This is a genomic window from Novosphingobium gossypii (assembly GCF_050433305.1).
Lineage (GTDB): Bacteria > Pseudomonadota > Alphaproteobacteria > Sphingomonadales > Sphingomonadaceae > Novosphingobium > Novosphingobium gossypii.
Genome location: NZ_JBNPXM010000008.1, coordinates 81,840 through 107,211 on the forward strand (window position 1 = coordinate 81,840; position 25,372 = coordinate 107,211).

Annotated in this window: 35 protein-coding genes; 3 read left to right on the forward strand and 32 right to left on the reverse strand. The window is 64.0% G+C overall.

Annotated features, from left to right (window positions below):
* Window positions 1-4 precede the first annotated feature (4 nt).
* On the reverse strand, window positions 5-967 hold the full coding sequence (gene mdh, locus GGR40_RS15200) for a malate dehydrogenase (RefSeq protein ID WP_429277099.1): 963 nt from the start codon (window positions 965-967) through the stop codon (window positions 5-7).
* A gap of 544 nt (window positions 968-1,511) precedes the next feature.
* On the opposite strand from mdh, the gene GGR40_RS15205 reads away from it, so the two are divergent.
* The 3 genes from GGR40_RS15205 to GGR40_RS15215 all read left to right on the forward strand — a co-directional run bounded on the left by GGR40_RS15205 (window position 1,512) and on the right by GGR40_RS15215 (window position 4,565).
* Window positions 1,512-2,858, forward strand: coding sequence for a DUF4403 family protein (locus GGR40_RS15205; protein WP_429277219.1), 1,347 nt, complete (start codon window positions 1,512-1,514; stop codon window positions 2,856-2,858).
* 75 nt (window positions 2,859-2,933) lie between these two features.
* Window positions 2,934-3,896: a quinone oxidoreductase family protein gene (locus tag GGR40_RS15210; RefSeq protein ID WP_429277100.1), complete on the forward strand. Its 963-nt coding sequence runs from the start codon at window positions 2,934-2,936 to the stop codon at window positions 3,894-3,896.
* A 48-nt stretch (window positions 3,897-3,944) separates the two neighbouring features.
* Window positions 3,945-4,565 carry a trimeric intracellular cation channel family protein gene (locus GGR40_RS15215; protein ID WP_429277101.1) on the forward strand — a complete coding sequence of 207 codons (621 nt, stop codon included), beginning with the start codon at window positions 3,945-3,947 and terminating at the stop codon, window positions 4,563-4,565.
* 19 nt (window positions 4,566-4,584) lie between these two features.
* Here the strand turns inward: GGR40_RS15215 and GGR40_RS15220 are convergent, their stop codons facing one another.
* The 31 genes from GGR40_RS15220 to rplC form a co-directional block, all read right to left on the reverse strand.
* Window positions 4,585-5,184: a hypothetical protein gene (locus tag GGR40_RS15220; protein ID WP_429277102.1), complete on the reverse strand. Its 600-nt coding sequence runs from the start codon at window positions 5,182-5,184 to the stop codon at window positions 4,585-4,587.
* 89 nt (window positions 5,185-5,273) lie between these two features.
* Window positions 5,274-7,391 carry a prolyl oligopeptidase family serine peptidase gene (locus GGR40_RS15225; protein ID WP_429277103.1) on the reverse strand — a complete coding sequence of 706 codons (2,118 nt, stop codon included), beginning with the start codon at window positions 7,389-7,391 and terminating at the stop codon, window positions 5,274-5,276.
* 203 nt (window positions 7,392-7,594) lie between these two features.
* A complete protein-coding gene (gene rplQ / locus GGR40_RS15230) occupies window positions 7,595-8,017 on the reverse strand; it encodes a 50S ribosomal protein L17 (protein ID WP_429277104.1) in 423 nt (140 codons plus the stop codon).
* A gap of 126 nt (window positions 8,018-8,143) precedes the next feature.
* Complete coding sequence (locus GGR40_RS15235) at window positions 8,144-8,560, reverse strand: diacylglycerol kinase family protein (protein WP_429277105.1); 417 nt, start codon at window positions 8,558-8,560, stop codon at window positions 8,144-8,146.
* Between the two features lie 111 nt (window positions 8,561-8,671).
* Complete coding sequence (locus GGR40_RS15240; protein WP_429277106.1) at window positions 8,672-9,739, reverse strand: DNA-directed RNA polymerase subunit alpha; 1,068 nt, start codon at window positions 9,737-9,739, stop codon at window positions 8,672-8,674.
* Window positions 9,740-9,844: 105 nt separating this feature from the next.
* Window positions 9,845-10,234: a 30S ribosomal protein S11 gene (gene rpsK / locus GGR40_RS15245; protein ID WP_007011846.1), complete on the reverse strand. Its 390-nt coding sequence runs from the start codon at window positions 10,232-10,234 to the stop codon at window positions 9,845-9,847.
* Between the two features lie 62 nt (window positions 10,235-10,296).
* Window positions 10,297-10,665, reverse strand: a complete 369-nt coding sequence (gene rpsM / locus GGR40_RS15250; protein WP_232494767.1) for a 30S ribosomal protein S13 — start codon at window positions 10,663-10,665, stop codon at window positions 10,297-10,299.
* Window positions 10,666-11,012: 347 nt separating this feature from the next.
* Window positions 11,013-11,708 (reverse strand): SRPBCC family protein, encoded by a 696-nt coding sequence (locus GGR40_RS15255; RefSeq protein ID WP_429277107.1) that lies wholly within the window; start codon window positions 11,706-11,708, stop codon window positions 11,013-11,015.
* A 106-nt stretch (window positions 11,709-11,814) separates the two neighbouring features.
* Window positions 11,815-12,462, reverse strand: a complete 648-nt coding sequence (locus GGR40_RS15260) for an adenylate kinase (protein WP_429277108.1) — start codon at window positions 12,460-12,462, stop codon at window positions 11,815-11,817.
* 32 nt (window positions 12,463-12,494) lie between these two features.
* Window positions 12,495-13,862, reverse strand: a complete 1,368-nt coding sequence (gene secY / locus GGR40_RS15265) for a preprotein translocase subunit SecY (RefSeq protein ID WP_429277109.1) — start codon at window positions 13,860-13,862, stop codon at window positions 12,495-12,497.
* Between the two features lie 241 nt (window positions 13,863-14,103).
* Complete coding sequence (gene rplO / locus GGR40_RS15270) at window positions 14,104-14,583, reverse strand: 50S ribosomal protein L15 (protein ID WP_429277110.1); 480 nt, start codon at window positions 14,581-14,583, stop codon at window positions 14,104-14,106.
* Between the two features lie 256 nt (window positions 14,584-14,839).
* Window positions 14,840-16,039 (reverse strand): ankyrin repeat domain-containing protein, encoded by a 1,200-nt coding sequence (locus GGR40_RS15275; protein WP_429277111.1) that lies wholly within the window; start codon window positions 16,037-16,039, stop codon window positions 14,840-14,842.
* 193 nt (window positions 16,040-16,232) lie between these two features.
* Window positions 16,233-16,409: a 50S ribosomal protein L30 gene (gene rpmD, locus GGR40_RS15280; RefSeq protein ID WP_088307932.1), complete on the reverse strand. Its 177-nt coding sequence runs from the start codon at window positions 16,407-16,409 to the stop codon at window positions 16,233-16,235.
* A gap of 5 nt (window positions 16,410-16,414) precedes the next feature.
* A complete protein-coding gene (rpsE, locus tag GGR40_RS15285; RefSeq protein WP_429277112.1) occupies window positions 16,415-17,146 on the reverse strand; it encodes a 30S ribosomal protein S5 in 732 nt (243 codons plus the stop codon).
* 2 nt (window positions 17,147-17,148) lie between these two features.
* Window positions 17,149-17,487 carry a 50S ribosomal protein L18 gene (rplR, locus tag GGR40_RS15290; RefSeq protein WP_008828222.1) on the reverse strand — a complete coding sequence of 113 codons (339 nt, stop codon included), beginning with the start codon at window positions 17,485-17,487 and terminating at the stop codon, window positions 17,149-17,151.
* A complete protein-coding gene (gene rplF / locus GGR40_RS15295; protein WP_429277113.1) occupies window positions 17,487-18,020 on the reverse strand; it encodes a 50S ribosomal protein L6 in 534 nt (177 codons plus the stop codon). The genes rplR and rplF overlap by 1 nt, the downstream gene beginning before the upstream one ends.
* Window positions 18,020-18,415, reverse strand: coding sequence for a 30S ribosomal protein S8 (gene rpsH / locus GGR40_RS15300; RefSeq protein ID WP_429277114.1), 396 nt, complete (start codon window positions 18,413-18,415; stop codon window positions 18,020-18,022). Before rpsH ends, rplF begins: the two co-directional genes overlap by 1 nt.
* A 12-nt stretch (window positions 18,416-18,427) precedes the next feature.
* Window positions 18,428-18,733 carry a 30S ribosomal protein S14 gene (gene rpsN, locus GGR40_RS15305; RefSeq protein ID WP_021233433.1) on the reverse strand — a complete coding sequence of 102 codons (306 nt, stop codon included), beginning with the start codon at window positions 18,731-18,733 and terminating at the stop codon, window positions 18,428-18,430.
* Window positions 18,734-18,759: 26 nt separating this feature from the next.
* Window positions 18,760-19,341, reverse strand: a complete 582-nt coding sequence (gene rplE, locus GGR40_RS15310) for a 50S ribosomal protein L5 (protein ID WP_232495564.1) — start codon at window positions 19,339-19,341, stop codon at window positions 18,760-18,762.
* Window positions 19,334-19,651, reverse strand: a complete 318-nt coding sequence (gene rplX / locus GGR40_RS15315) for a 50S ribosomal protein L24 (RefSeq protein ID WP_429277115.1) — start codon at window positions 19,649-19,651, stop codon at window positions 19,334-19,336. Before rplX ends, rplE begins: the two co-directional genes overlap by 8 nt.
* Window positions 19,651-20,019 (reverse strand): 50S ribosomal protein L14, encoded by a 369-nt coding sequence (gene rplN, locus GGR40_RS15320; RefSeq protein ID WP_008828228.1) that lies wholly within the window; start codon window positions 20,017-20,019, stop codon window positions 19,651-19,653. The genes rplX and rplN overlap by 1 nt, the downstream gene beginning before the upstream one ends.
* Window positions 20,020-20,214: 195 nt before the next feature.
* A complete protein-coding gene (gene rpsQ, locus GGR40_RS15325; protein WP_159983220.1) occupies window positions 20,215-20,484 on the reverse strand; it encodes a 30S ribosomal protein S17 in 270 nt (89 codons plus the stop codon).
* A gap of 11 nt (window positions 20,485-20,495) precedes the next feature.
* Window positions 20,496-20,699, reverse strand: a complete 204-nt coding sequence (gene rpmC, locus GGR40_RS15330) for a 50S ribosomal protein L29 (protein ID WP_008828230.1) — start codon at window positions 20,697-20,699, stop codon at window positions 20,496-20,498.
* Window positions 20,699-21,133, reverse strand: a complete 435-nt coding sequence (gene rplP, locus GGR40_RS15335) for a 50S ribosomal protein L16 (protein WP_103099202.1) — start codon at window positions 21,131-21,133, stop codon at window positions 20,699-20,701. The genes rpmC and rplP overlap by 1 nt, the downstream gene beginning before the upstream one ends.
* 21 nt (window positions 21,134-21,154) lie before the next feature.
* Window positions 21,155-21,850 (reverse strand): 30S ribosomal protein S3, encoded by a 696-nt coding sequence (rpsC, locus tag GGR40_RS15340; protein ID WP_429277116.1) that lies wholly within the window; start codon window positions 21,848-21,850, stop codon window positions 21,155-21,157.
* Between the two features lie 3 nt (window positions 21,851-21,853).
* Window positions 21,854-22,231 carry a 50S ribosomal protein L22 gene (rplV, locus tag GGR40_RS15345; protein WP_008828233.1) on the reverse strand — a complete coding sequence of 126 codons (378 nt, stop codon included), beginning with the start codon at window positions 22,229-22,231 and terminating at the stop codon, window positions 21,854-21,856.
* A complete protein-coding gene (gene rpsS / locus GGR40_RS15350; RefSeq protein ID WP_008828234.1) occupies window positions 22,228-22,509 on the reverse strand; it encodes a 30S ribosomal protein S19 in 282 nt (93 codons plus the stop codon). The genes rplV and rpsS overlap by 4 nt, the downstream gene beginning before the upstream one ends.
* A 6-nt stretch (window positions 22,510-22,515) precedes the next feature.
* Window positions 22,516-23,352, reverse strand: a complete 837-nt coding sequence (rplB, locus tag GGR40_RS15355; RefSeq protein ID WP_429277117.1) for a 50S ribosomal protein L2 — start codon at window positions 23,350-23,352, stop codon at window positions 22,516-22,518.
* Window positions 23,353-23,358: 6 nt separating this feature from the next.
* A complete protein-coding gene (locus tag GGR40_RS15360) occupies window positions 23,359-23,667 on the reverse strand; it encodes a 50S ribosomal protein L23 (RefSeq protein ID WP_103099198.1) in 309 nt (102 codons plus the stop codon).
* Window positions 23,660-24,286, reverse strand: a complete 627-nt coding sequence (rplD, locus tag GGR40_RS15365) for a 50S ribosomal protein L4 (protein ID WP_429277118.1) — start codon at window positions 24,284-24,286, stop codon at window positions 23,660-23,662. Before rplD ends, GGR40_RS15360 begins: the two co-directional genes overlap by 8 nt.
* A 2-nt stretch (window positions 24,287-24,288) precedes the next feature.
* A complete protein-coding gene (gene rplC / locus GGR40_RS15370; protein ID WP_429277119.1) occupies window positions 24,289-25,044 on the reverse strand; it encodes a 50S ribosomal protein L3 in 756 nt (251 codons plus the stop codon).
* Between the last annotated feature and the right edge of the window lie 328 nt (window positions 25,045-25,372).

Consider the following 25,372-nt stretch of genomic DNA (forward strand, 5'->3'; position numbering starts at 1 on the left):
TTGCTCAGGCGAGCGTGCTGTCGATGCCCTTGCAGGCAACCAGCAGTTCCTTCACAGCATCGACCGAGACCTGGAGGTTGGCCTTCGCCTCGCCGTCCAGTTCGATCTCGATGACTTCCTCGACGCCGTTCGCGCCGATGATCGCCGGAACGCCGACGTAGAGGCCGTCAACGCCGTACTGGCCATCGACATAGGCGGCCACGGGCAGGATGCGCTTCTGGTCGTTGAGGTAGGCTTCGGCCATGGCGATGCCCGAGGCGGCGGGGGCGTAGAAGGCCGAGCCGGTCTTGAGCAGGCCAACGATCTCGCCGCCGCCCGAACGGGTGCGCTGCACGATCGCGTCGATCTTTTCCTGAGTGGTGCGGCCCTGCTTGATGAGGTCCGGAACCGGGATGCCGTTGACGGTCGAATACTGCACGACCGGGACCATGGTGTCGCCGTGGCCGCCGAGCACGAAGGTGTTCACGTCACGGATCGAAACGCCGAACTCCCACGCAAGGAAGGTCGAGAAGCGGGCCGAGTCGAGCACGCCAGCCATGCCAACAACCTTGTTGTGCGGCAGGCCCGAGAATTCGCGCAGCGCCCAGACCATCGCGTCGAGCGGGTTGGTGATGCAGATCACGAATGCATCGGGAGCGTTGGCGGCAATGCCTTCGCCGACAGACTTCATCACCTTGAGGTTGATGCCGAGCAGGTCGTCGCGGCTCATGCCGGGCTTGCGAGCCACACCGGCGGTGACGATGATGACGTCGGCGCCCGCAATGTCCGCATAGTCATTGGTGCCGGTGATCTTGGCATCGAAACCTTCGACGGGACCGCACTGCGAAAGATCGAGAGCCTTGCCCTGCGGCAGGCCTTCGGCAACGTCGAACAGGACGATGTCGCCCAGTTCCTTCTGCGCCGCGAGGTGCGCCAGAGTGCCGCCGATGTTGCCGGCGCCGATAAGGGCAATCTTCTTACGAGCCATGATCCGTTCGTGTCCTTCCCAAGGGCGGGATTTCTCGGACTTCAAGGCGGCCTGCGCTAATCCCGCAAATGGCAGGTGCCGGTGTTGCGAACGCGGCCCTACGCCCGTTGCAAAGGCATTGCAACCGGCAAAGGCGACAAACGTCCAGCTTTTCTTTGATAATAGTTCGCAATTTCAATAGCGCGCGGAAATTGGCGGAAATCGGGTAGTTTGTTAACCCGCGTGCAATGTTTTGGCCAACTTTCTTTTCGTTATCGAAGGGCTCAGCCCGCAGTGCAAGCTGCGATGCGTGCGACTCGTCGGAGGGGAGATGCGGTCTGACCCGGCCTCATGCACGCCCACTCCGCGGAACCGGCGAGCGCTTCGTGATTTTTCGCACAACGGCGTTTCACGGGATGTTCCACGCATGGGTATGCGCTTTGCTCTGCTTGTCATGACAGCCTCCCTCGCACTCACAGCCTGCAAGCGGGATCGCACGCAACCGCCACCCCGCGCGAACGACGCCATCATCATCGAACCGCAGGCTTCGCTGCTGACAGTACCCTTGGTCGCCGATCTGACTGAACTTGCCAAGGCGCTGGACAGGGAAATTCCTCGCGTCTTGTGGACGGTCGACAAACCGGATCAGACTTGCGTCAAGTCCAAAGAGGTTGATTTGGGGATCGCCAGGGTCAAGACGCCGCGCCTCAAATGCCGCATTGTCGGTCAGGTCTCCCACGGTTCGATGGAATTTGCAGGCAAGGGGAAGGAAATTCGCCTGACCATGCCCCTCCATGCCGTGCTTCACGCCGAGGATGTCGGCGGCATACTGAAGCGCGAAACCGCCACGGCCGACGCTATAGCCCACGCCACGATCCGCATTACCCTTGCCCCCGACTGGACACCACGTGGCAAGGTGGACATCAGGTATGAGTGGACCAACGCGCCCCATGTGCAGTTTCTTGGCCAGCGCGTCGATCTTACCGAGCAGGCAGACCGCAAGCTGGCCCCGGTCATCGCGAAACTCGAACGGGAACTGCCCGGGCAGTTGGGTCGGCTGGAACTGCGCAAGCAGGTCGAAGCCGCGTGGCGGGCCGCATTCACCACTCTGTCGCTCAATCGCGATAAGCCGCCGGTCTGGATGCGGGTGAAACCCACCGAACTGCAATACGGCGGTTATGATCTGGACGGCAAACGGCTCGTGATGCGCCTGGGCGTAAGGGCGGTGACCGAGACGTTCGTGGGCAAGCGACCGGGCAATCCTGCCCCCACGCCCCTTCCGGCGGTCAAGCCACTGGAGGCGCAGGCCGGGCGGCTGGCCCTCTTCATTCCAGTGGTCGCCGACTATCGCGAACTGGAGCCGGTCCTGGCCAAGGCTCTGCGCAAGCGCTCGGCAAAGCCGTTCACGGTGCCCGGTGCCGGCCCGGTCCGTGCAGACTTCCATGCCGTGGATGTGTATGGCACGACCGGGGGGCGCATCGCCGTGGGCGTGACGTTCACCGCCCGTGACGAGGCGAATCGCGTGGGCGCGACGAAAGGCACCGTCTGGATGACAGGCGTCCCCGTGAACGCGGAGAATTCGCGGCGGATCACCTTCGACCAGTTCGAAGTGACCGGCACCACCGACATGCGCGGTGGAGACCTGATCCTGCGCCTGGCCAACACGCCGGGGATGAACGCGACGATCGCGGGTGCTCTCGCCCAGAACTTCGAGAACGACTACAACAAGCTGCTCGGCAAGATCGATCGTGCAATCAGGAACAGGCATGAAAACGGGCTGACCATCAGCGCCCGGATCACCAGTACGCGCACCGGCCGGATCAAGGCGGCGGGCCGCGGCCTGTACCTGCCGGTCTGGGCGGACGGCACCGCCTCCATCACCGTGGCGGACGCACCTGCCCTGTCCGATTGACCAGATGCACTCCGATCGGGACGTCTGGCACAACCGGCGGCGACGGGCATCGGCGGGCCTTTGGGAGAGCGTGGAATGAAGGCGGTATCGTACACCCGGAACGGCGGTCCCGAAGTGATGAGCCATGGCGAACTGCCTGATCCCGCAGTCGGCCCGGATACCGTGCTCATCGGGGTTGAAGTGATCTCCATCGAGGGGGGCGATCTGCTCAACCGCATCCACACGCCGCCCGCACACACACCCTTCATCCCCGGCTACCAGGCCGCCGGGACCGTGCTGGAAACGGGACCGCAGGTCACGCGCTTCAAGGCGGGCGACAGGGTCGTCGGCTTCAACTGGAGCGGCAGCCACGCGCAACTGTTCGCCGTGCCCGAAAGGTACGCCTACCCCGTGCCAACGGACATGGATCTCGCGCTGGCGGCAGTCGTCCCCATCGCATTCGGAACCGCCTATGATGCGCTGTTCACATATGGCGGACTGCAGCCGGGCGAGACGGTACTGGTGCAGGGCGCAGCGGGCGGCGTGGGGCTGGCGGCGGTGCAACTGGCGGCGCAGGCCGGGGCAGTATTGATCGGCACGGCGTCCAGCCCCGAACGCCTCGGCCTGCTTGAACCGTTCGGCCTGAAGCACGGCATCGATTACCGAAGCGAGGACATCGCCGCGCGGTGCCGCGACATCACCGCCGGCAAGGGCGTGGATCTCGTCCTCGACCTGGCCGGCGGTGCAGGCAAGGACGCGCTTGTCGATGCCTTGCGCGGCCACGGTCGTTATGCCGTGATCGGCGCTGCGGAAGGGACGTTGCCCAGCTTCGGGTTCTTCGAGCTGATCCGCAAGGCCATGCAGGTCACGGGCATTTCATTCGGTCGCGACATGCACACGCCCCGCGTCCACGCCCTGCTGGCGGATCTGGTGGCCCGTGTAGGCTCGGGGAGCCTGAAGATGCCGATAGCGCAGGAGTTCGCGCTGGCCGACGCCGTGGCGGCGCACCGCTTCGTAGCCGAAGGGCATCCTTTCGGCCGCGTCATCATGCTCCCCTGACCGACGCCGCGACTTTCCCACCATCGGGACATGCGATAGAGCCGGACGATGACGCCGACCGTGCCCGCCCTGCCCGCTGCGCTAGACCTGATCGGGATCGCCGTGTTCGCCCTCACCGGGGCGCTGGCAGCCGCGCAGTTGCGACAGACCTTCGTCACCGTCGCGTTCTTTGCGCTGATCACCGGCGTTGGCGGTGGCTCCCTGCGCGACCTTCTGATCGGCGCTCCGGTCTTCTGGGTCCGCGACCCCCTCGTTGCCCCGGTCTGCATTGCCGTCGCCCTGCTAGCGTGGTTCACGCCGGTGCGCTGGTGGCGGGGGCGGTTGCTCGAATGGGCCGACGCGCTGGGCCTTTCGGTCTACGCAGTGTTCGGCACGATCAAGGCGCTGCACTGGGGTGTGCCCCCGGTTCCGGCCATCCTGATGGGCGTGATTACCGGCTGCATCGGCGGGATCGTGCGCGACGTGCTGGCCGGCCAGCCTTCGATACTGATGCGCCCCGAACTTTATGTCACGGCAGCGGCGCTGGCCGCCGTGGTCGCAGCGGGCGGCATCGCCCTGGGCCTGTCGGCTGAGCTGACGTGGTCCATCGCGGTGCTCGCCGGCTTTGGCCTCAGAGGGGCAGCCATACACTGGTCGCTGGGTCTGCCTGCGCACCGGGGCGACGAATGAAGCGCCGGCGGGGCAGGTATCAGATCATGCCCTGCCCATCGACTGCCATCGAACGGACGTGCCCCGTATCATCGACGCTGCAGGCAAAGGGGCGCCCGTCTTCGAGAAGACCCTCCACACTGTAGCGCTCACCGATGCGGCGGACCGATCCGACGGACTCGATACGCTTGTCACCGTTCTCCAGTTCCGCTTCGCACACATCGACTGCCGCGCCCAGCGAACCCGATGCAGGCGCAGAGCCGGCATCGTCCTGCGTATCTTCATGTTCCCCATCGGCAACCGGGCCGCCCGGATAGACCGCCCCGCCGTTATCCGAAGGGACGTGGTCATATTCGGCATCGCCATCGGCTTCGTTCTGTTCGCCATCGGGATAGCGATAGGGCGCAGGTTCGACATCCCGCTCATCCCCGCCGTTCTTGCCGATGTTGCTGGCGAGTGCCGCCACACCGCCAACGACCAGCAGACCCGCAAGCAGGCCGCCGCCGCTGATGCCCCCGCCACGATAGTGGCGGTGCGGGCGCCAACCGTCCCGACCATGCGCCAGGACCGGCGTCGCCGTCACCGAGAGGGCGGCCAGCGCGGCAAGCGAAACGGCAACGCGCGAACGAAACATCTGCATGACAAAGCTGGCCCTATCTGGCGCGCACGGTCCGCGCCGTCCAATGATCGCTCGATACGCCGCCCATGCTGTCGTATGCATGAACCGGCTTACGGGCGCGGGGTGCCGCTGCCCCCTTCGGCGGACGCCACCTCGTCCATCGACGTCAGGCCTGTCCACTGCGCCAGGAAGGCCAGGATGTCGGCGCCTTCCTCGATCGCCTTGTCAGTCGGCTTGCCCGATCCGTGGCCGGCGCGCGTCTCGATCCGGATCAGGCGCGGCTTCGCACCGAGATCCGCGTGCTGCAGCGCCGCCGTATACTTGAACGAGTGTCCGGGCACCACCCGATCGTCGGTATCCGCCGTGGTTACCAGAATCGCCGGATAGACCGCACCATCGCGAATGTTGTGATAGGGCGAGTAAGCCCTCAGCACTTTGTAGTCCGCCTCACGATCGGGATGGCCATAGTCGTCGGTCCAGTACCGCCCCGCCGTGAACCGGTCGAAACGCAGCATGTCCATGACGCCCACTTGCGCCACGGCGGCAGCGAACAGGTCAGGCCGCTGGTTGACCACAGCGCCCACCAGCAGGCCACCGTTGGAACCGCCCTGAATGGCCAGGCCGTCCTTCTTCGCGATGCCCTGCTTTACCAGGAATTCGCCCGCCGCGATGAAGTCATCGAAAACGTTCTGCTTGTTCTCGCGTCGTCCCGCGTCGTGCCACGCACGTCCGTACTCGCCGCCGCCGCGCAGGTTAGCCAGCGCAAACGCGCCGCCTGCCTCCAGCCATGCCATCCGCGTAGCCGAAAAGCCCGGCGTGAGGGACACGTCGAAGCCGCCATAACCATAGAGAAGCGTGGGAACCGCCAGTCCCGCCTTCGCCACCGCGCGGCTGCGCACGATGAACATCGGCACCCGCGTGCCGTCCTTCGACGTGAAGAAGCGCTGTTCGACCACGTACGCGCCCGGATCGTAACACATCTTCGGAGTGGCGAACGGCGTCGTCTCGCCTGTCGCCAGATCCATCCGGTAAATCGACGCGGGACAGTTGAAGCTGGTGAACGCGTAGAACGTTTCCGGGTCTCCTGGCCGGCCACGGAAGCCGGAGGCCGTGCCGATCCCGTTCAGCGACAGCGTCTTGCCTGTGCGCCCGTCGAGCGCCAGAATTTCCGCATGGCTGGCTGCATCGCGCATGTAGTTGAGCACCAGCCTGTCACCGACGATGCCAGCGCGCTCCAGAATGTCTTCCCGTTCGGCCACGATCTCCGACCATTGCGGCTTCGCCGCGCCCAGATCGATGCCGACAAGGCGATACCGCGGTGCATCCCGGTTGGTGACGTACCACAGCTTGCGGCCTGCTCCCTCGACCAGCTTCCAGTCATCCGTGAAGCCCGTGACCAACGGCGTTGCTTTCCACCCATCCCGACCGCGCCGCGACAGATCGACTACACGCACTTCGTACCGGGCATCGGTGCCGACATGGCTGGTTATCAACGCCAGGCGACCGTCCTGCGTAACCTCGGCGCTGTGCCCCAGTTCCGGCTTTTCGGGCGTGGCATAAACCAGCTCGTCGGCTTCCTGCGCCGTGCCAAGGCGGTGGAAGTATATCGCCTGATCATAGTTCAGCGACTGAAAAGCAGCGCCTTCCTTCGGCTCCGGGAAGCGGGAATAGAGGAAGCCTTCCTCCCCCACCCAGGCCAGCCCCGTAAACTTGGCCCAGTAAATCTCGTCCGCCAGCGGCTTTCCGGTCCGCACATCGACCACGCGCAGAACGCGCCAGTCGCTGCCGCCGTCCTGCACGCTGTAGAGCAGGTAGCTGCCCTTCTGCGAAGGTTCCCAAGCGTCGAGCGCCGTGGCGCCGTCCTTCGCCCATGCATTGGGATCGATCAGCAGCCTGGGCTCTCCGCCAAGCCCCTTGCGCATGAAAAGCTGCGCCTGGTTCTGCAGGCCAGTGTTGCGGGTATAGAAATAGCTGCCGCCCGCCTTCACGGGGATCCCGAACCGCTCATAGTCCATGAACGCGCGGATACGCTGCTGGAACCGGCCCCGATGCGGCAGCGCGGCCAAGTAGGTGCCGGTGACTGCGTTTTCCTGCCGAACCCAATCCTCGACGGCAGGGGAACGCCGCACGTCGTCCTCCAGCCAGCGATAGGGGTCGGCGATCTTCTCGCCAAAGTGGTCTTCGACAACGACGTCGCGGCGGGTCTGGGGATACGTGATATCGGTCATCGGTCCAGCCCAGATGGGCGTCGTAACGCCCGACAACAAGAGCGCGGCCAGCGCTCGTAATCTCTTCAACCTCACGTCTACTCCCGGCCCCTGCACTCGACGGGGTATAGCATACCGAAGCTGCGGAACACGCGCACGAAAAAGCGGCCGGCAACCGAAGTCGCACGACCGCTTTCGTTATCCGTTCAGGACCGCCGTGCGGCTTATGCCTCGGCGAATTCCTCGACCTCGGTGTTCACCGGGCCCGAATCCTGGCCCTTGGCGTCCACGTCGCGGTCAACCAGTTCGATGATCGCGATCGGAGCAGCGTCCGAAGCGCGGTAACCGGCCTTGATGATGCGCGTGTAGCCGCCGTCACGACCGGCGAAACGCTCGGCCAGAACTTCGAACAGCTTCTTTTCCTGCACTTCGTCGAGGATGCGCGCGTGGGCCAGACGACGGTTCGAAAGGCCACCGTGCTTGGCCAGCGTGATCAGCTTCTCAACGTAGGGGCGCAGTTCCTTGGCCTTGGCCGTGGTGGTCTGGATTTGCTCGTGCTTGATAAGCGCTGCGGCCAGGTTGCGCAGCAGGGCCGCGCGGTGGCCGGACTTGCGCTGCAGCTTGCGGCCGCCCATCTTATGACGCATATTCTTCACTCCGTTCGTCAGGCAGCCGTTCAAGGTACTGCCCGCCGGGCGATGCGGTTAGACCATCGCCCAAAGTCTGTTCACGTATTTGTGAAGCGCGCCCTCAATACGAAATCGATGCGAGAGTCAAGGGGCATCACCGAACAGGATCGTCAGCAAAGGTGGGCCCAGCGTCAACACCCCTATTCCTGCGGCCGCGAGGGACAGCATCAGCACCGCAGCAGCGCTTACATCCTTGATCCGTCCGATCACCGGATCGAACCCCGGTTCGATGCGATCGCACAGCAGTTCGATTGCCGTGTTGAACGCCTCCGCCGACCATACCAGCCCGACCGCCAGAAACAGCCAGCGCCATTCCGCAGCGGCCACCTTCAGGAACACTCCCAGCACAATCACCGCGATCGTGGCGCACAGATGTACGCGCGCATTGTGCTCGTTGTGGACCAGCCATCGCAGCCCCCGCCATGCGAAGACAAAGCTCTTGAGCCGATGGATGATGCTGAAACGCACACCAGTTTTCAGGGCGTTCGATGATTCGGTCATGAGCGTCAGCCTAGATTGAACCATGCACGCCCCACCACCCCGTCCGTGGAAAAAGAAAAGGCCCCGCAGTTTCCCGTGAGGCCTTCTTCAATTCGAAACCGGAAGGTCCGATCAGCCGAGCAGTTCCTGCTCGAGCTTCTTGGCCATCTCTTCGATGTTCTCGGGCGGCCAGCCCGGGATGTCCATGCCGAGGCGCAGACCCATCGAGGAAAGCACTTCCTTGATCTCGTTGAGCGACTTGCGGCCGAAGTTCGGCGTGCGCAGCATCTCGGCTTCGGTCTTCTGGACCAGATCGCCGATGTAGATGATGTTGTCGTTCTTGAGGCAGTTGGCCGAACGCACCGAGAGTTCCAGCTCGTCCACCTTCTTGAGAAGGTAGCGGTTGAGCTGGTTGGCGTCGCTCTCTTCCGAAGCCGCGGCACCGCCGACAGCCACGCCGATCATCGGCGAAGCGCCAACCGGGGCGATGTCTTCGAAGTGCACGAACAGCGCCAGCTGGTCCTGAAGGATGCGAGCGGCATAAGCCACGGCGTCTTCAGGCGTCACGGTGCCGTCGGTTTCGACGGTGAGGTTGAGCTTGTCGAAGTCGAGCTCCTGCCCGATGCGGGCGTTCTCGACCTTGTAGCTCACCTGGCGGACCGGCGAGTAGAGCGAGTCGACCGGGATCAGGCCGATCGGCGCGTCGACAGGACGGTTCGAAACGGCAGGGACGTAACCCTTGCCCGAGTCAGCGGTCAGCTCCATGTTGAGCGTCGCACCGTCGTCGAGATGGCAGATCACGAGGTCCTTGTTCATCACCTCGATGTCGCCCGACACCGCGATGTCACCGGCGGTGACGGCAGCGGGACCGGTCGCCGAAAGCTGAAGACGCTTCGGACCGTCGCCCTGCATCTTGAGTGCGATCTGCTTGACGTTCAGGACGATGTCCGTGACGTCTTCACGCACGCCAGCGAGCGACGAGAATTCGTGGAGCACGTTCTCGATCTTGATCGAGGTGATCGCCGCACCCTGCAGCGACGAAAGCAGCACGCGACGCAGCGCGTTGCCGAGCGTCAGGCCGAAGCCGCGCTCAAGAGGTTCGGCGACGAACGTCGCCTTCAGCTTGGGGTCTGGTCCCGGCTTGATCTCAAGGCTGTTCGGCTTCTTGAGTTCCTGCCAGTTCTTGATGTTGACAGTCATGGACTTCCCCTGGGAGTGATGGCGGTTACGCCCCGGAGGCCTGGTGGAGAGGCCCGGGACGTTCCGAAGACGGGCGGCGACCGGTCACCGCCCGCATTAGCTCGATCAGACGCGACGGCGCTTCGAGGGACGCACGCCGTTGTGCGGAATCGGCGTTACGTCGCGGATCGAGGTAATCGTGAAGCCGACGGCCTGGAGGGCGCGAAGGGCGCTCTCACGACCCGAACCCGGGCCCTTGACCTCGACTTCGAGGGTGCGCACGCCATGCTCGGCGGCCTTCTTGCCAGCGTCGTCCGCAGCCACCTGGGCGGCATACGGGGTCGACTTGCGGCTGCCCTTGAAGCCCATCATGCCGGCCGAGGACCACGAGATCGCGTTGCCCTGGGCGTCGGTGATGGTCACCATGGTGTTGTTGAAGCTAGCATTCACGTGGGCGATGCCGCTCGTGATGTTCTTGCGCTCGCGGCGCTTAATGCGCTGAGGTTCGCGTGCCATGTCGTATATCCTGTCGAATTATCGCTGCGGGAAACCGAAAGCCGTAAAACGGCTCCCTCGGCTTACTTCTTCTTGCCGGCGATCGGCTTGGCCTTGCCCTTGCGGGTGCGCGCATTGGTGTGCGTGCGCTGGCCACGAACCGGAAGGCCCTTGCGGTGACGCAGGCCGCGGTAGCAGGCGAGGTCCATCAGACGCTTGATGTTCATCGCGGTTTCGCGACGAAGGTCACCCTCAACGGTGTGCTCGGCGTCAATGGTTTCGCGGATCTGCAGGACTTCGGCGTCCGACAGGTCCTGCACGCGGCGGGTGTGATCGATGCCGAGCTTGTCGGCGATCTCGAGAGCCTTGGTACGGCCGATGCCGTGGATATACGTCAGCGCGATGATAACGCGCTTGTTGGTGGGGAGATTTACCCCTGCAATACGAGCCACTTAATTCTCCTGCTCCACAGAGGCGCGAACGCGCACCTCCATCTCAACGCTGTCACACTCGGGGAAGTGAAATGGCAAAAGGCCCGGTTGGCGGTGGATCGCGGGCACTTTGGACACGCGATGTCGGCCTTCCGGACTGCCGTTTACTGACGAGTGAAGGGCGCGCTTAGAACGATTCGCGCGCCAAGTCAACGCCCGCAGGCTTTGCGCGCCAGGACCGCTCCGATGCAAACGGAAGGAGCGTCGCGCCAACAGAACCGTTTTACCGCAATTCGCAGGGACAGTCAAAGTGCGTAGCGTCCGCGCCACCGTGCCGATCCGGGACTACGCCAGCACCGCACACTCTGTCACCGCCCGACCATCGGCCCATCCGCAGCGGCAGGCGTATCAGGAAGCGGGAGTACATCCAAATGAGGCGCCTGCGGCTCGTCGGCCGGAGCCGTACCGAGACGTTCAAGCTCGCGGTCAACCGCTGGAAAAGCCGCGGCGAACGCCCCGCCGAGTTTCGCGCTCAACCTCTTCACCTGATCCCCGAGCATGTCATCGACTGCAGGCGCCAGCTTGTCAAAAGGAGTGCGGCTGAAACCGCCAATCTCATACTGCAAAGTCACCTGCGTGCCACCCTTGTCGTCGCCCTTCAGCTGGACCGTCAGGGTGCCTGTCAGTGCGTCGGCCTGCAGCGGCCCGAGCGCTCCGGTCATGCGCAGTGCGCGGGCGCGATCCACGAATATCACGCGCATGTGCTCGACGCTGCCTCGCGCTGGGCCCCTGACGTCACCATCACCCGGCATGATCTCGCAGAAGCATCCCCCTGCCCTCACATCCAGGGACAGATTGGCGGCATCGCCGGACCAGGTGTGCTCCGAGTTCCACCAGACGGAAGGCTTGACCAGCACGGCCCAGGTTTCTTCGGGGCTGGCCGGCACCTGTGTAACGTCACGGATGACAAACCCGTTTTGCCCGACCTGCACGACGCTGGCGTCCGCAAACGCCGGCACCAGCGTCAGAACTGCAGCAACCGTTGCGAACGCCAGAGACTTCATTGCGCCTTGCTGCCGCGCGACGCATGCGCCGCCGACGATCCAGCCCGAAAGACGTGGGCTACATCACCTCCGTCCCAACCGCGCGGCCGGGACGGCATGTGAAGAACTACCGTGCGAGGACGCCCTCGATCGCGGCCGTCACGTCGTTCATGTCTGCCATTCCATCGACCTTGGCCACGATGCCCCGCGCTTCGTAAACCGGCAGTATGGGAGCAGTCTTTGCGCGGTATTCAGCCATGCGGGTGCGCACGGTCTCCGCGTTGTCGTCAGGGCGACGCTTGAACTCGTGGCCGCCGCACTTGTCGCATGTGCCCTCGACCTTGGGCTTTTCGAAGGTGTCGTGATAGCCCTTGCCGCAGCTCGCACACGTGAACCGGCCGGTGATGCGCTCGACCAGCGCGTCCTCGTTCACTTCCAGTTCAACCACATGGTCAAGCTTGCGCCCGCGCACCGCCAGAATCGCGTCAAGCGACTCGGCCTGCGCTTCGGTCCGGGGATAGCCGTCGAAGATGGCACCGGCGTCTGGGCCCATCGCATCCAGTTCGTCGCCGATCAGCGCGGAGACGATCGCATCGGAAACGAGCTCTCCACGCTCCATCACAGCCTTCGCTTCAAGCCCCGTCGGCGTGCCCGCCTTGACCGCCGCCCGCAGCATGTCGCCGGTCGAAAGCTGACGCATGCCGTGCTTTTCCACGAGGCGCTGGGCCTGAGTGCCCTTGCCCGCCCCCGGCGGCCCCAGCAGGATGATATTCACGCCCTAATCCCCCTCAGTTTATATGCGCGCATTCAGCGCAGGCGGCCCTTCAGCTTGGCCTTCTTGATCAGGTCACCGTACTGATGCGCTAGCAAATGCGACTGGATCTGCGTGATCGTATCCACGGTCACGTTCACCACGATCAACAGGCTGGTCCCACCCATGAACAGCAACGGCAGACCCGTCATCGACAGGAAGTATTCCGGGACTGTGCAGACGATAACCAGATAGGCCGCGCCGATCACCGTAATACGCGTCAGCACGTAATCCAGGTACGTCGCCGTGTTCTTGCCCGGACGGATGCCCGGAATGAAGCCGCCGTTCTTCTTCAGGTTGTCCGACGTTTCTTCCGGATTGAAGACGACGGCGGTGTAGAAGAAGCAGAAGAACACGATGCCTGCAGCATAAAGCAGCATGTAGAGCGGCTTGCCGTGGCCCAGGTACTGATTCAGCGACACAACGATCTTGCCCATCGTCGATTCAGGCGACAGCGACTTGCCGGCGAACTGGCTGATGGTCAGCGGCAGCAGCAGCAGCGAGCTTGCGAAGATCGGCGGGATGACGCCAGCGGTGTTGAGCTTGAGCGGCAGGTGGCTGCGATCGGCCTGCATCATGCCCCGCTGGGTCGCGCGCTTCGGATACTGGATCAGCAGGCGACGGGTCGCGCGCTCGAAGAAGCAGATCATCAGGATCATGCCGACCACCAGCGCGATCAGCGCGATGATCAGGATCGAACCCGTATCGCCCGCCGAGTAGGCCTGACCCAGATTGCTTGCGAACGTGGGCATCTGGGCGACGATGCCGGCCATGATGATGAGCGAAACGCCGTTGCCGATCCCGCGCGAGGTGATCTGCTCACCCAGCCACAGCAGGAACATGGTGCCGCCAATGAGCGAGATCACCGCGCCGACGCGGAACGGGATGCCCGGATCAACCACGGCGCCCAGACCACGCGAGGTCGACAGCGCCTCGAGCCCGGTAGCGATCGCATAGCCCTGCACGATGCACAGCAGCACGGTGCCGTAACGCGTATACTGGTTCAGCTTCTTGCGGCCTGCCTCGCCTTCCTTCTTCAGCGCGACTAGCGCCGGATGAAGCGAGGCGGCCAGCTGCACCACGATCGAGGCCGTGATGTACGGCATCACGCCCAGCGCGATGAGGCTCATGCGCGAGAGCGAACCGCCCGAAAACGTGTTGAACAGGTCCAGGATGCCGCCCTGCGTCTGCAGGTAGAGATCGCGCAGCGCGACAGGGTTGACGCCCGGCAACGGCACGAAGCTCAGGAAGCGGAACACGATGAGCGCGCCGATCGTGAACCAGATGCGGTTCTTCAGCTCGGTGGCCTTGGAGAAGTTGGCCAGGCTGAGCGTGCTGGCGATGTTGTCGGCGCGTGAAGCCATGACGTTTCTGGAAAGCCTCGAAGAATCTGATCGGATTCGCCCTTAGCGGCTCAAGTCCGCCTTGTCGAACCCGTGAAGGAAACTGGCCATATAGACATTGGGACAAGGTCGGGAAGACCTGCCGTGCCGGAAATGATCCGACTGTGCCGTCCGCGCATCACTTTTCGCATTTCGACAAAAAAGAGAGGGCGAAGCGCCCGGCGCCCGCCCTCTCCTTATGTCTCCGCAGTGACGCCGGAAATCAGGCCGCCGCTTCTTCCTTGGCGGGCACGATCACCGAGCCGCCTGCCTTCTCGACCGCAGCCACGGCACCGGCCGAAGCGCCGGCGACGTTGAAGGTCACCTTGGCGGTCAGTTCGCCCTTGGCCAGGAGGCGCACGCCGTCCTTGCCACCACGTGCGAGGCCAGCACCCTTGAGGGCCGCGTGGTCAACGACGGCAGCCGCATCGAGCTTGCCGGCATCGATCGCCTTCTGGACGAGTCCCAGGTTCACTTCCGCGTAGTCCTTGGCGAACTTCTTGTTGTTGAAGCCGCGCTTCGGCAGACGCATGTGAAGCGGCATCTGACCGCCTTCGAAGCCGTTGATCGAAACGCCCGAGCGTGCCTTCGCACCCTTCTGGCCCCGACCGGCGGTCTTGCCCTTGCCCGAGCCGATGCCACGGCCCACGCGGATGCGGCGGTGACGGGCGCCGGCGTTGTCACGGATGTCGTTCAGTTTCATGTCTTGCACTCGCTTTCGCTTTGAGTCGCGCTGATAGGAAGGGGCGCCCCTAGCGGACAGGGACGCGGTTGTCACCATGGATTCGGGAAAACCGGATCCGACGGCCGCCTAAGTTGATACCGAACGCAACCCGAATTACCTATGTTCTCTTTGCATTTCAAATTCTTGAATGAATTACGTGTGATCTTTGACCGTCGTCGCGCCATCGGCCCGCCCCGGCTTGCCTTATCGCATCGGGCCGGGGGGTAGGAAAGCGTCAACTGCCGCCGCCGAAGCCGACCAGCAGCTTGGCGCTTTCGGACACGCGCGTACCGAACGCGTCACGGGCCGGAGCCCAACGCACGATCTCGACCGCCAGACCGCACAGTTCCTTGTCAAACGCGGGCGAAATCGAGGCCGGGTCCATGCGGCATTCGGTCGTATTGCCCTTCTCATCCACTTGGAAGTTCAGGTCGTAGCGTCCGAACGGCTTGCGGCGCAGCGTACCCTCGTAGCGCTCCTTCAGTTCGGTGAGCGCATGGTTGAACTCGACAAGGCTGGCGTCGTCCCAGCGCGGCTTCTGCCGCAGGCTGGCGAACTGCTCTTCGGTCACCAGCGGTCGCATCGCGCGGATAACCCCGTACCAGCGCATCACGCGCGCGATCTGCAGCGGCGACTGGCGATCGATGGTGGTCTGGCAGGTGCCGCCGATCGGATCCGCCTTGGCCCGCAGCAGCGCCTGAGCGGCGGGCCAGCGGTGATACGCCACCGCCCAGGCCAGCGGCGTCAGGCCGAAGAGGTCGGGCTTGTCGATAGCCTTTGGTTCGCGGGCGAGCAGGATGCCGATGTCGTGGATGGAGCCGCGGCGGGCGGCCGCGCCCAGCCCGTGCTCCATGCGCGCGACGCCCAGTTCGGCAAAGCCGTAAGGCTGCTCGATGCCTGCATCGGGATTGTCGGGCAGGGTCGGCGTCGGGCCGGCCTTGTCGACCGCCCGGCATACGTCGGCATAGGGATAGCGCGGATCGGCCAACATCGCTGCATTGTAGCGGCGGCCGAAACCGGTGACGGTGTCGTCCGGAGTTTGCTGGCCGCCTTCGACCTTGCCTTCGGGTACGAAGGCCACGGCACGCACCGTCCAGGGCGACAGGCCGCCCAGCATCCGGCACTGCACGCCATAGGCCTCGGTAGAAATCCCGGTGGCTGTGGTCGCCGCGATGAGGCGGTAATCGCCCATGTCGAGCGCCTTGTGCGCTTCCGCGACGGCGTTGGCACTGCCGTCCTTCAGCTTGCGGCGCAGCGAACGATCGCTCTTGCGCAGCTTCGCCTGGAACACCGTGTCGGCGCGCAGGTCGCCGCACTGCGTCACTGGCGCGCCGTCGACGCCGAGGTTACCCCCGGGCGCATCACTGGAGCACGCCGCCGCGCCCAACACGCCCAGACACAGGATCGTGGCCGTCCACAGCCGCTTGCCGATCAAGAACTATCCCCGAATGTAAACCTGGGCGCCCCGATGGGCGCCGATCAAGCCCGCGCGAATAGCATAGCCGCGCACGGTTGGAAGAGCATTACTTGCAAGGGTTCTTCGCATCACGTCCGCCGCAGACAGCAAAAAAGCCCCGGTGTTTCCACCGAGGCCCTTTTGATTTCGTGCGATCCGAACCGGTGAAGGTTCAGTCGACGACCGCAACCATGTGCGGCAGCTTGGCGATGGCACCGCGCACTTCGGCGGTGTCTTCCAGCTCCACAACGCGGTGCATCTTGCCCAGGCCAAGACCGATGAGGATCTTCTTCTGGCTTTCCGGGCGACGGATCGGCGAACCGATCTGCTTGATCTTGATCTTCGCCATGATGCTTACTCCACGATGGCTTCGGCGGCGGCCTCGGCCTCCACCTCGGAAGCGCCACCGCGACCAAGCAGGTCAGCGACCTTCTTGCCACGACGCTGGGCAACCGACTTCGGCGAAGTCTGGTCGGTCAGCGCGTCGAAGGTGGCGCGGATCATGTTGTACGGGTTCGAGGTGCCCACCGACTTGGTGACGACGTCGGCGACGCCTAGGCTCTCGAACACGGCGCGCATCGGACCGCCTGCGATGATGCCCGTGCCGGCCGGAGCCGTGCGGACGTTCACCTTGCCGGCGCCGAAGTGGCCCTTGCCGTCGTGATGGAGGGTACGGCCCTCCTTCAGCGCGACGCGGATCATCTTCTTCTTGGCCGAGGCAGTCGCCTTGGTGATCGCCTCGGGGACTTCGCGGGCCTTCGAGTGACCGAAGCCCACGCGACCCTTGCCGTCACCGACGACGACCAGAGCTGCGAAGCCGAAGCGCTTGCCGCCCTTCACGGTCTTGGAAACGCGGTTGATGTGGACGAGCTTCTCGATGAGCTCCTCGCCCTGTTCTTCCTCGGCGTTGACACGGCCACGACGGTCGTCGCGACGGCCACGGCCGCCACGCTCGCCACCACGGTCGTTGCCGCCACGGCCACGGCCGCCACGACCACGTCCGCCTTCACGGCCACCCTCGAAAGGAGCGCCGCCCTGGGGGGCTTCAGCCGCAACCGGCTGCTGGTTGTTGTTTTCGTCGGCCATGATCAGAACTCCAGCCCGCCTTCACGGGCGGCTTCGGCCAGCGCCTTGACGCGACCGTGGTACAGGAAGCCACCGCGGTCGAACACGACCGAGGTAACACCCGCCTTCTTGGCGGCCTCGGCGAGTTCCTTGCCAACGCGGGTCGCGGCGTCGAGGTCGGTGCCCTTGGCGCCCAGCGTGTTGGCTGCAGCGACGGTGTGGCCCTGCGCATCGTCGATGATCTGCGCATAGATGTGACGGCCGGTGCGGTGCACCGACAGACGGGGGCGACCACCCGAACGGGCCTTCAGCGCGGTGCGGACGCGACGCGCGCGGCGATCGAAGAGAGACAGCTTTGCCATTACTTCTTCTTTCCTTCCTTGCGGAAGATGTACTCGCCACGATAGGCGATACCCTTGCCCTTGTAGGGCTCGGGCTTGCGCCAGCGACGAATCTCGGCCGCGATCTGGCCGACCTTCTGCTTGTCGATGCCGGAGATTTCGACCGTGGTGTTATCCGGGGTCTTGATCTCGATGCCTTCCGGCACGGCGATGTCCACGTCGTGCGAGTAACCGAGCTGCAGCTTCAGGGTCTTGCCCTGAGAGTTCGCGCGGTAGCCGACGCCCTTGATGTCGAGGATCTTGGTGAAGCCGTTGGTCACGCCTTCGACAAGGTTCGACACCAGAGTGCGCTGCATGCCCCAGTGGCTGCGAGCTTGCTTGGACTGCCCGACGGGCTGCACGGCGATCGAACCATCTTCCACCGAGTAGGTGACCTGGTCCGACAGGCTCAGGGTCAGGGTGCCCTTGGGGCCCTTTACCGAGAGAACGCCGTTGTCGATGTTGGCGGTGACGCCGTTGGGAACGGTCACCGGCTTTTTACCGATGCGGCTCATTAGAACACCTCCGCCAGCACTTCGCCGCCGACGTTCTGCGCGCGGGCTTCGGCATCCGAAAGCACGCCGCGGGGCGTCGAGACGATGGTGATGCCAAGGCCATTGCGCACGATCGGAAGTTCCTTGGAACCCGAATAGACGCGGCGGCCGGGCTTGGAGACACGAGCGATGTGCTTGATGGCGGCTTCGCCTTCGAAGTACTTCAGCTCGATGCGCAGCTGCGGGTGGGCGCCGGTGGCGTCGTCGGAGAAGCCACGGATGTAGCCTTCACGCTGGAGAACTTCCAGGACGCGCGCACGCAGCTTCGAGGCCGGCGACAGGACGGAGTCCTTCTTCGCCTGCTGGCCGTTGCGGATGCGGGTGAGCATATCACCCAGGGGATCGGTCAATGCCATTGCTTCTAACCCTTACCAGCTCGACTTGGTCACGCCGGGGATCATGCCCTTGTTGGCAAGATCACGCAGCTCGACGCGGCACAGGCCGAACTTGCGGTAATAACCGCGCGGACGGCCGGTCGTGGCGCAACGATTGCGAACCCGGGTCGGGTTGCCGTTGCGCGGGATCTCGGCCAGCTTCAGGCGAGCAATGAGACGCTCGGTTTCATCGAGCGATTCATCGTCAGCGACCGCCTTGAGGCGCTCGTACTTGCCTGCATACTTCTTGACGAGCTTCTTGCGACGCTCGTTCTTGTTCACGGAACTCAGTTTCGCCATGGACTTAAGCTCTCTTCCTCAGCGGCTCACGCCGCTTCCTTCTGTTCCGACTCTTCAGCCGGGAACGGGAAACCGAACAGACGCAGCAGCTCGCGCGCTTCGTCGTCGGTCTTCGCGGTGGTGGTCACGATGATGTCCATGCCACGCACCTTGTCGATCTTGTCGTAGCTGATCTCCGGGAAGATGATCTGCTCCTTGAGGCCCATGGCGTAGTTGCCACGACCGTCGAACGACTTGGGGTTCAGGCCACGGAAGTCGCGGATGCGGGGCATCGCGATCGTGACGAGACGGTCGAGGAACTCGTACATGCGCTCGCGGCGGAGCGTCACCTTGCAGCCGATCGGCATGCCTTCACGCAGCTTGAACTGCGCGATCGACTTGCGGGCCTTGGTGATGACGGGCTTCTGGCCGGCGATGGCTTCCATCTCGGCAGCGGCAGTCTGGACCTTCTTCTTGTCCTGGCTGGCTTCACCGACGCCCATGTTGAGCGTGATCTTCTCGATCTTCGGGATTTCCATCACGTTCTTGTAACCGAACTTCTCGGTCATCGCCTTCGCGATTTCAGCGTCGAACTTGGTACGCAGACGCGGAGTGTACTGCTCAGCCATCGATGGTCTCCCCGGACTTCACGGCCACGCGGACCTTGACGCCGTCCTTGGTTTCGAAGCGAACGCGGGTCGGCTTGCCGTCCTTGTCCGCGACAGCGACCTTGCTGATCGCCATCGGCGCGGGGACGCGATCGATGCCGCCCTGCGGGTTCGCCTGGGTGGGCTTGCGGTGCTTGGTAGCAACATTCACGCCTTCGACGACGACCTTGCCGTCCTTGGGCTGAACCTGCAGCACGATGCCGGTGCGGCCCTTGTCCTTGCCGGACAGGACGACCACGGAGTCACCCTTCTTGATCTTAGCGGCACCCATTACAGCACCTCCGGCGCGAGCGAGATGATCTTCATGAAGCCACGGCCGCGCAGTTCGCGCACCACGGGGCCGAAGATACGAGTGCCGATCGGCTCCTCGTTCTTGTTGATCAGCACGGCAGCGTTGCTGTCGAAGCGGATCACGCTGCCGTCGGTGCGGCGCACGTCCTTGCGGGTGCGCACGATGACGGCGCGGTGCACGTCGCCCTTCTTGACGCGAGCGCGGGGCTGCGCCTCCTTGATCGACACCACGATGATGTCGCCGACGCCAGCGAAGCGACGCTTGGAGCCACCCAGTACCTTGATGCACTGGACGCGCTTTGCGCCACTGTTGTCCGCCACGTCGAGATTGGATTGCATCTGGATCATCGATCCGAGTCCTTCTCATCTGGCTTGCCGGAACCAGTCCGGCAGTTCCTAAAAATACAGGCCCCCGAAGAGGCCCGAGTCGCCCTGCACGGGCGAAGGCGGCCCTTTGCCGCATTCACCCGCGAAGGTCAACACTCGTGTCAGGCAAGGCCAAAGCCGGAGCCTTGCGACTCCGGCTTCGATCTCCACCGAGGATCAGACCTCGGCTTCGAGCGCCGTACCCTTGCTCGCCTGAAGACGGTCAAGAACCTTCCAGGTCTTGGTCTTCGAGTAAGGAGCCGTCTCCTCGATCCGGACCTTTTCACCGGTCTTGAAGGCGTTGTCCTCGTCGTGGGCGTGGTACTTCTTCGAGCGGCGGATGATCTTCCCGTAGAGGGGGTGCTTCACCTTGCGCTCGACGAGCACGGTCACGGTCTTGTCCGTCTTGTCGGAGACGACGGTCCCGCTAAGAATACGCTTGGGCATCGTGTTTCTCCTTACGCCTTCGCCGCGGCGGAACGCTCAGCCTGGAGCGTCTTGATGCGGGCGATGTCGCGACGGACTTCCTTGATGCGTGCCGGGGCCTCGAGCTGGCTCGTGGCGGCCTGGAAACGCAGGTTGAACTGCTCGCGCTTGAGATCGACGAGGTCAGCGGTCAGCTGGTCGTCGGTCTTGGCGCGAAGATCTTCGGTCTTGGCCATTATTCGCCTCCCAGGTGGGTGGTGTCACCCAGACGGGCGACGACCTTGGTCTTGATCGGCAGCTTCATCGCAGCGCGGCTGAATGCCTCTGCAGCGAGCGGGCCGGCAACACCGTCGACTTCGAACAGGATACGGCCGGGCTTGACGCGGGCCGCCCAGTATTCGACCGAACCCTTGCCCTTACCCTGACGGACTTCGGCAGGCTTCTTCGAAACCGGCACGTCCGGGAAGACGCGGATCCAAAGGCGACCCTGGCGCTTGAGGTGACGCGTGATCGCGCGGCGGGCCGCTTCGATCTGGCGGGCGGTGATCCGCTCGGGCTCCATGGCCTTGAGGCCGTAGGAGCCGAAGTTCAGGTCGGTGCCACCCTTGGCGTCGCCCTTGATCCGGCCCTTGAAGGCCTTGCGGAACTTGGTCTTTTTCGGTTGCAGCATGGTGCTAACTCTATCCTAGACTCAGCGGGCCGGACGGACGCCGGAGGTCTGAGCCTCCATCATCAGTCGATCCTGCGCCATCGGGTCGTGACCAAGGATCTCGCCCTTGAAGACCCACACCTTGATGCCGATGATGCCATAGGCGGTCAGCGCCTCTGCACCGGCATAGTCGATGTTCGCACGCAGTGTGTGAAGCGGCACGCGACCTTCACGGTACTGCTCGACGCGGGCGATTTCAGCGCCGCCGAGACGGCCGCCGCACATGATCTTGATGCCTTCGGCACCCAGACGCATGGCCGACTGCATCGAACGCTTCATTGCACGGCGGAACGCCACGCGACGGATCAGCTGGTCCGCGATGCCCTGGGCGATCAGCTTGGCATCGACTTCCGGCTTGCGGATTTCGACGATGTTCAGCTTCACTTCGCTGCCGGTCATCGAAGCCAGCTGCTTGCGCAGCTTCTCGATGTCCGCGCCCTTCTTGCCGATGATGACACCGGGACGGGCGGCGAAGATCGAGATGCGGCACAGCTTGGCCGGACGCTCGATCACCACCTTCGAGATCGCCGCCTGCGGCAGGGTCTCGATGATGAACTTGCGGATCTTGAGATCTTCCTCAAGCAGCTTGCCGTAGTCCCGGCCTTCCGCGAACCAGCGGCTGTCCCAGGTACGGTTGATCTGCAGGCGCAGACCGATCGGATTGCTCTTATGACCCATGGATCAGGCCTCCTCGACTTCGCGAACGACGATCCGCAGGCGCGAAAACGGCTTCAGGATGCGGGTGGACTTGCCACGGCCACGAGCGTGGAAGCGCTTCATGGTCACCGACTTGCCGACCGAAGCCTCGGCGACGACGAGCGCGTCGACGTCGAGGTTGTGGTTGTTTTCCGCGTTGGCGATCGCCGAAGCGAGAACCTTGCGGGCGTCGACCGCCATGGCCTTCTTGGAGAAGGCCAGGACGTTCATCGCGTCTTCCGCGCGCATGCCGCGGATCAGGGCAGCGACCAGGTTGAGCTTCTGGGCCGAACCACGAATGTTCGTGTTGACCGCAAGAGCTTCCTTGTCACCTACGCGGCGGGGTGCTGCTTGCTTGCTCACTTGCGCTTGCCCTTCTTGTCGGCGGCGTGGCCGGGGAACGAGCGGGTGGGAGCGAACTCACCCAGCTTGTGGCCGACCATGTCCTCGTTGACCGCAACGGGAATGAACTTGTGCCCGTTGTAGACCTGGAAGGTCAGACCAACGAACTGCGGGAGAATGGTGGAGCGACGCGACCAGGTCTTGATCGGACCAGCGCGGCTGCCGGCATCCTGCGCGACTTCGGCCTTCTTGAGAAGGTAGAGGTCGACGAAGGGGCCTTTCCAGACGGAACGTGCCATCGTGACTTACCTCTTCTTCTTGGCGTGACGCGAACGGATGATGAGCTTGTCCGTCTGCTTGTTGTTGCGGGTGCGCGCACCCTTGGTCGGCTTGCCCCAGGGCGTAACCGGGTGGCGACCACCCGAGGTACGGCCTTCACCACCACCGTGCGGGTGGTCGACCGGGTTCTTGGCGACACCACGGGTAAGCGGACGACGGCCCAGCCAGCGACCGCGACCGGCCTTGGCGAGGGTCTGGTTCGAGTTGTCGGGGTTCGAGACCGCGCCAACCGTGCCCATGCAATCGCCGCGCAGGTAGCGCTGCTCGCCCGAGTTCAGGCGGACGATGACCATGCCGCGGTCACGACCGACGACCTGGACGTAGGTGCCTGCCGAACGTGCGATCTGGCCGCCCTTCTCGGGCTTCATCTCAACGTTGTGGCAGATCGTGCCAACCGGCATCTGCGACAGAAGCATGGCGTTGCCCGGCTTGACGTCGGTCTTTTCGCCGGCGACGATGACGTCGCCAACGGCCAGACGCTGCGGCGCGATGATGTAGGTCTGTTCGCCGTCCGTGTACTTCACCAGCGCGATGAACGCGGTGCGGTTGGGATCGTATTCGATCCGCTCAACGGTGGCTTCCATGTCCCACTTGCGACGCTTGAAGTCGATGAAGCGGTACTTCTGCTTGTGGCCGCCAGCGATGCCGCGCGAGGTCACGTGACCCTTGTTGTTGCGGCCGCCGGTCTTGCTCTTGCCTTCGGTCAGCGCCTTGAGGGGCTTGCCCTTCCAGAGCGACGACTTGTCGACGAGGACCAGGCCGCGACGGGCGGGGCTGGTCGGGTTGTAATGCTTGAGTGCCATCGGAAATTAACCCCGCGCGCCTTCGGTGATGTCAATCGACTGGCCTTCGGCCAGCGTGACGATCGCCTTCTTCACGTCGCTGCGACGGTAAGCCTTACCGCGCCAGCGCTTGGTCTTGCCCTTGACGACGAGCGTGTTCACGCCGGTCACCTTGACATCGAAGAGCGCCTCGACGGCGGCCTTGATCTCGGGCTTGGTCGCCTTGTCGGCAACCTTGAAGACGACCGCGTTCTGCTCGGAGAGCAGGGTCGACTTCTCGGTGATGTGCGGAGCGAGGATCACGTCGTAGTGACGGATGTCCACGGTCTTAGCCATTGAAACGCGCCTCCAGCTTTTCGACAGCGGCGCGCGTCAGCACCAGCGTATCATGCTTCAGGATGTCGTAGACGTTCGCGCCGACAGCCGGGAGAACGTTCACGCCGACGATGTTGCGGGCCGCCAGGGCGAAGCCCTCGTTGACCTGCTCACCGTCCACGACGAGAACCTTCTTGCCGAAGTTCGCCTTGGCGAGCTGGCTGGCGAGACCCTTGGTCTTGGCGTCGGCGATGTCGAGCGTATCGACGATCACGAGGCCGTTCTGGGCCTTCGACGACAGGGCCATCTTGAGGCCGAGCGCGCGGATCTTCTTGTTCAGCGAGATGTTGAACTCGCGGCGACGGGCACCGTGAGCCTTACCACCGCCGATGAAGACCGGAGCCGCACGATCGCCGTGACGGGCCGTGCCGCCACCCTTCTGACGGCCGAACTTCTTGCCGGTACGGGCAACTTCCGAACGCTCGCGGGTCGCGCGGGCGATGCCGCGACGGTTTTCGAGCTGCCAGGTGACGACGCGATGCAGGATGTCCGCGCGCGGCTCGAGGCCGAACACGTCGTCCGAAAGTTCGATGTCGCCGTTGCCGGTCGAGCCGTCGATGTTGAGGACCTGAACCTTCATGATTAGCCCTCCTGGCCTTCGGTCGCTTCGGGAGCCGCCACGTCAGCGGGGGTCTCGGCAGCGGCCGTGTCGTTGGTGTTGGCCACCGACTTGATGCCGGCGGGGTACGGAGCCTCGGCGTGGCGGTCGACCTTGACGGCGTCCGCAACGGTGAGCCACGAGTTCTTCGCGCCCGGGACCGAGCCCTTGACGAAGATCAGGCCGCGCTCGTCGTCCACGCGGACGATTTCGAGGTTCTGCTGGGTGCGCTGACGGTCGCCCATGTGGCCGGCCATCTTCTTGTTCTTGAACACCTTGCCCGGATCCTGACGGTTACCCGTCGAACCGTGCGCACGGTGCGAGATCGACACACCGTGGGTGGCGCGCATACCGCCGAAGCCCCAGCGCTTCATCGCGCCCTGGAAGCCCTTGCCCTGGGTGTGACCACCCACGTCGACTAGCTGGCCCGGAACGAAGTGCGAAGCCGCAATCGTCGCGCCAACCTCGAGGAGGGCATCGTCGGCGACGCGGAATTCCGCGACGCGCATCTTGAGGGGAACCTGAGCCTTCGCGAAGTGCTCGCGCTGCGGCTTGGCAACGTTCTTCTGCTTGGCTTCGCCGGCACCGAGCTGAACGGCGACGTAGCCGTCACGTTCTTCGGTACGGACAGAGACGACCTGGCAATCCTCCAGTGCCAGGACGGTGACGGGCACATGGCGACCGTCCTCCTGGAACAGGCGGGTCATCCCGACTTTCTTTGCGATCACGCCGGTACGCATGACCTTACTCCTTACAGAGGCGTACGCAGGACCATCCCCCGCACGCATGTCCAACCCTGTGTGTGATACGAACCCCGTCCGGGTCAGGTGTTCCCTGCAGCTCTTGCGAACTGCGGAAACGAGACGGGGGACGCATTCCCGAACGAAGCCCGAGGGCGTCGCCGGAGGTATCCCTTGTGTCCCTTCGGGCTGATCCCTCGGGGCGCTGTCCCTGCAGGTTTCTCCCTGCAAAGCCGGCTTGCGAAAGCCGACAAGATAATCCTCGATCTAGTTAGGGTCCGATCGGAAAGGACCATCGGGGCGACCTTTTCAGATCACCCCGTTAAAC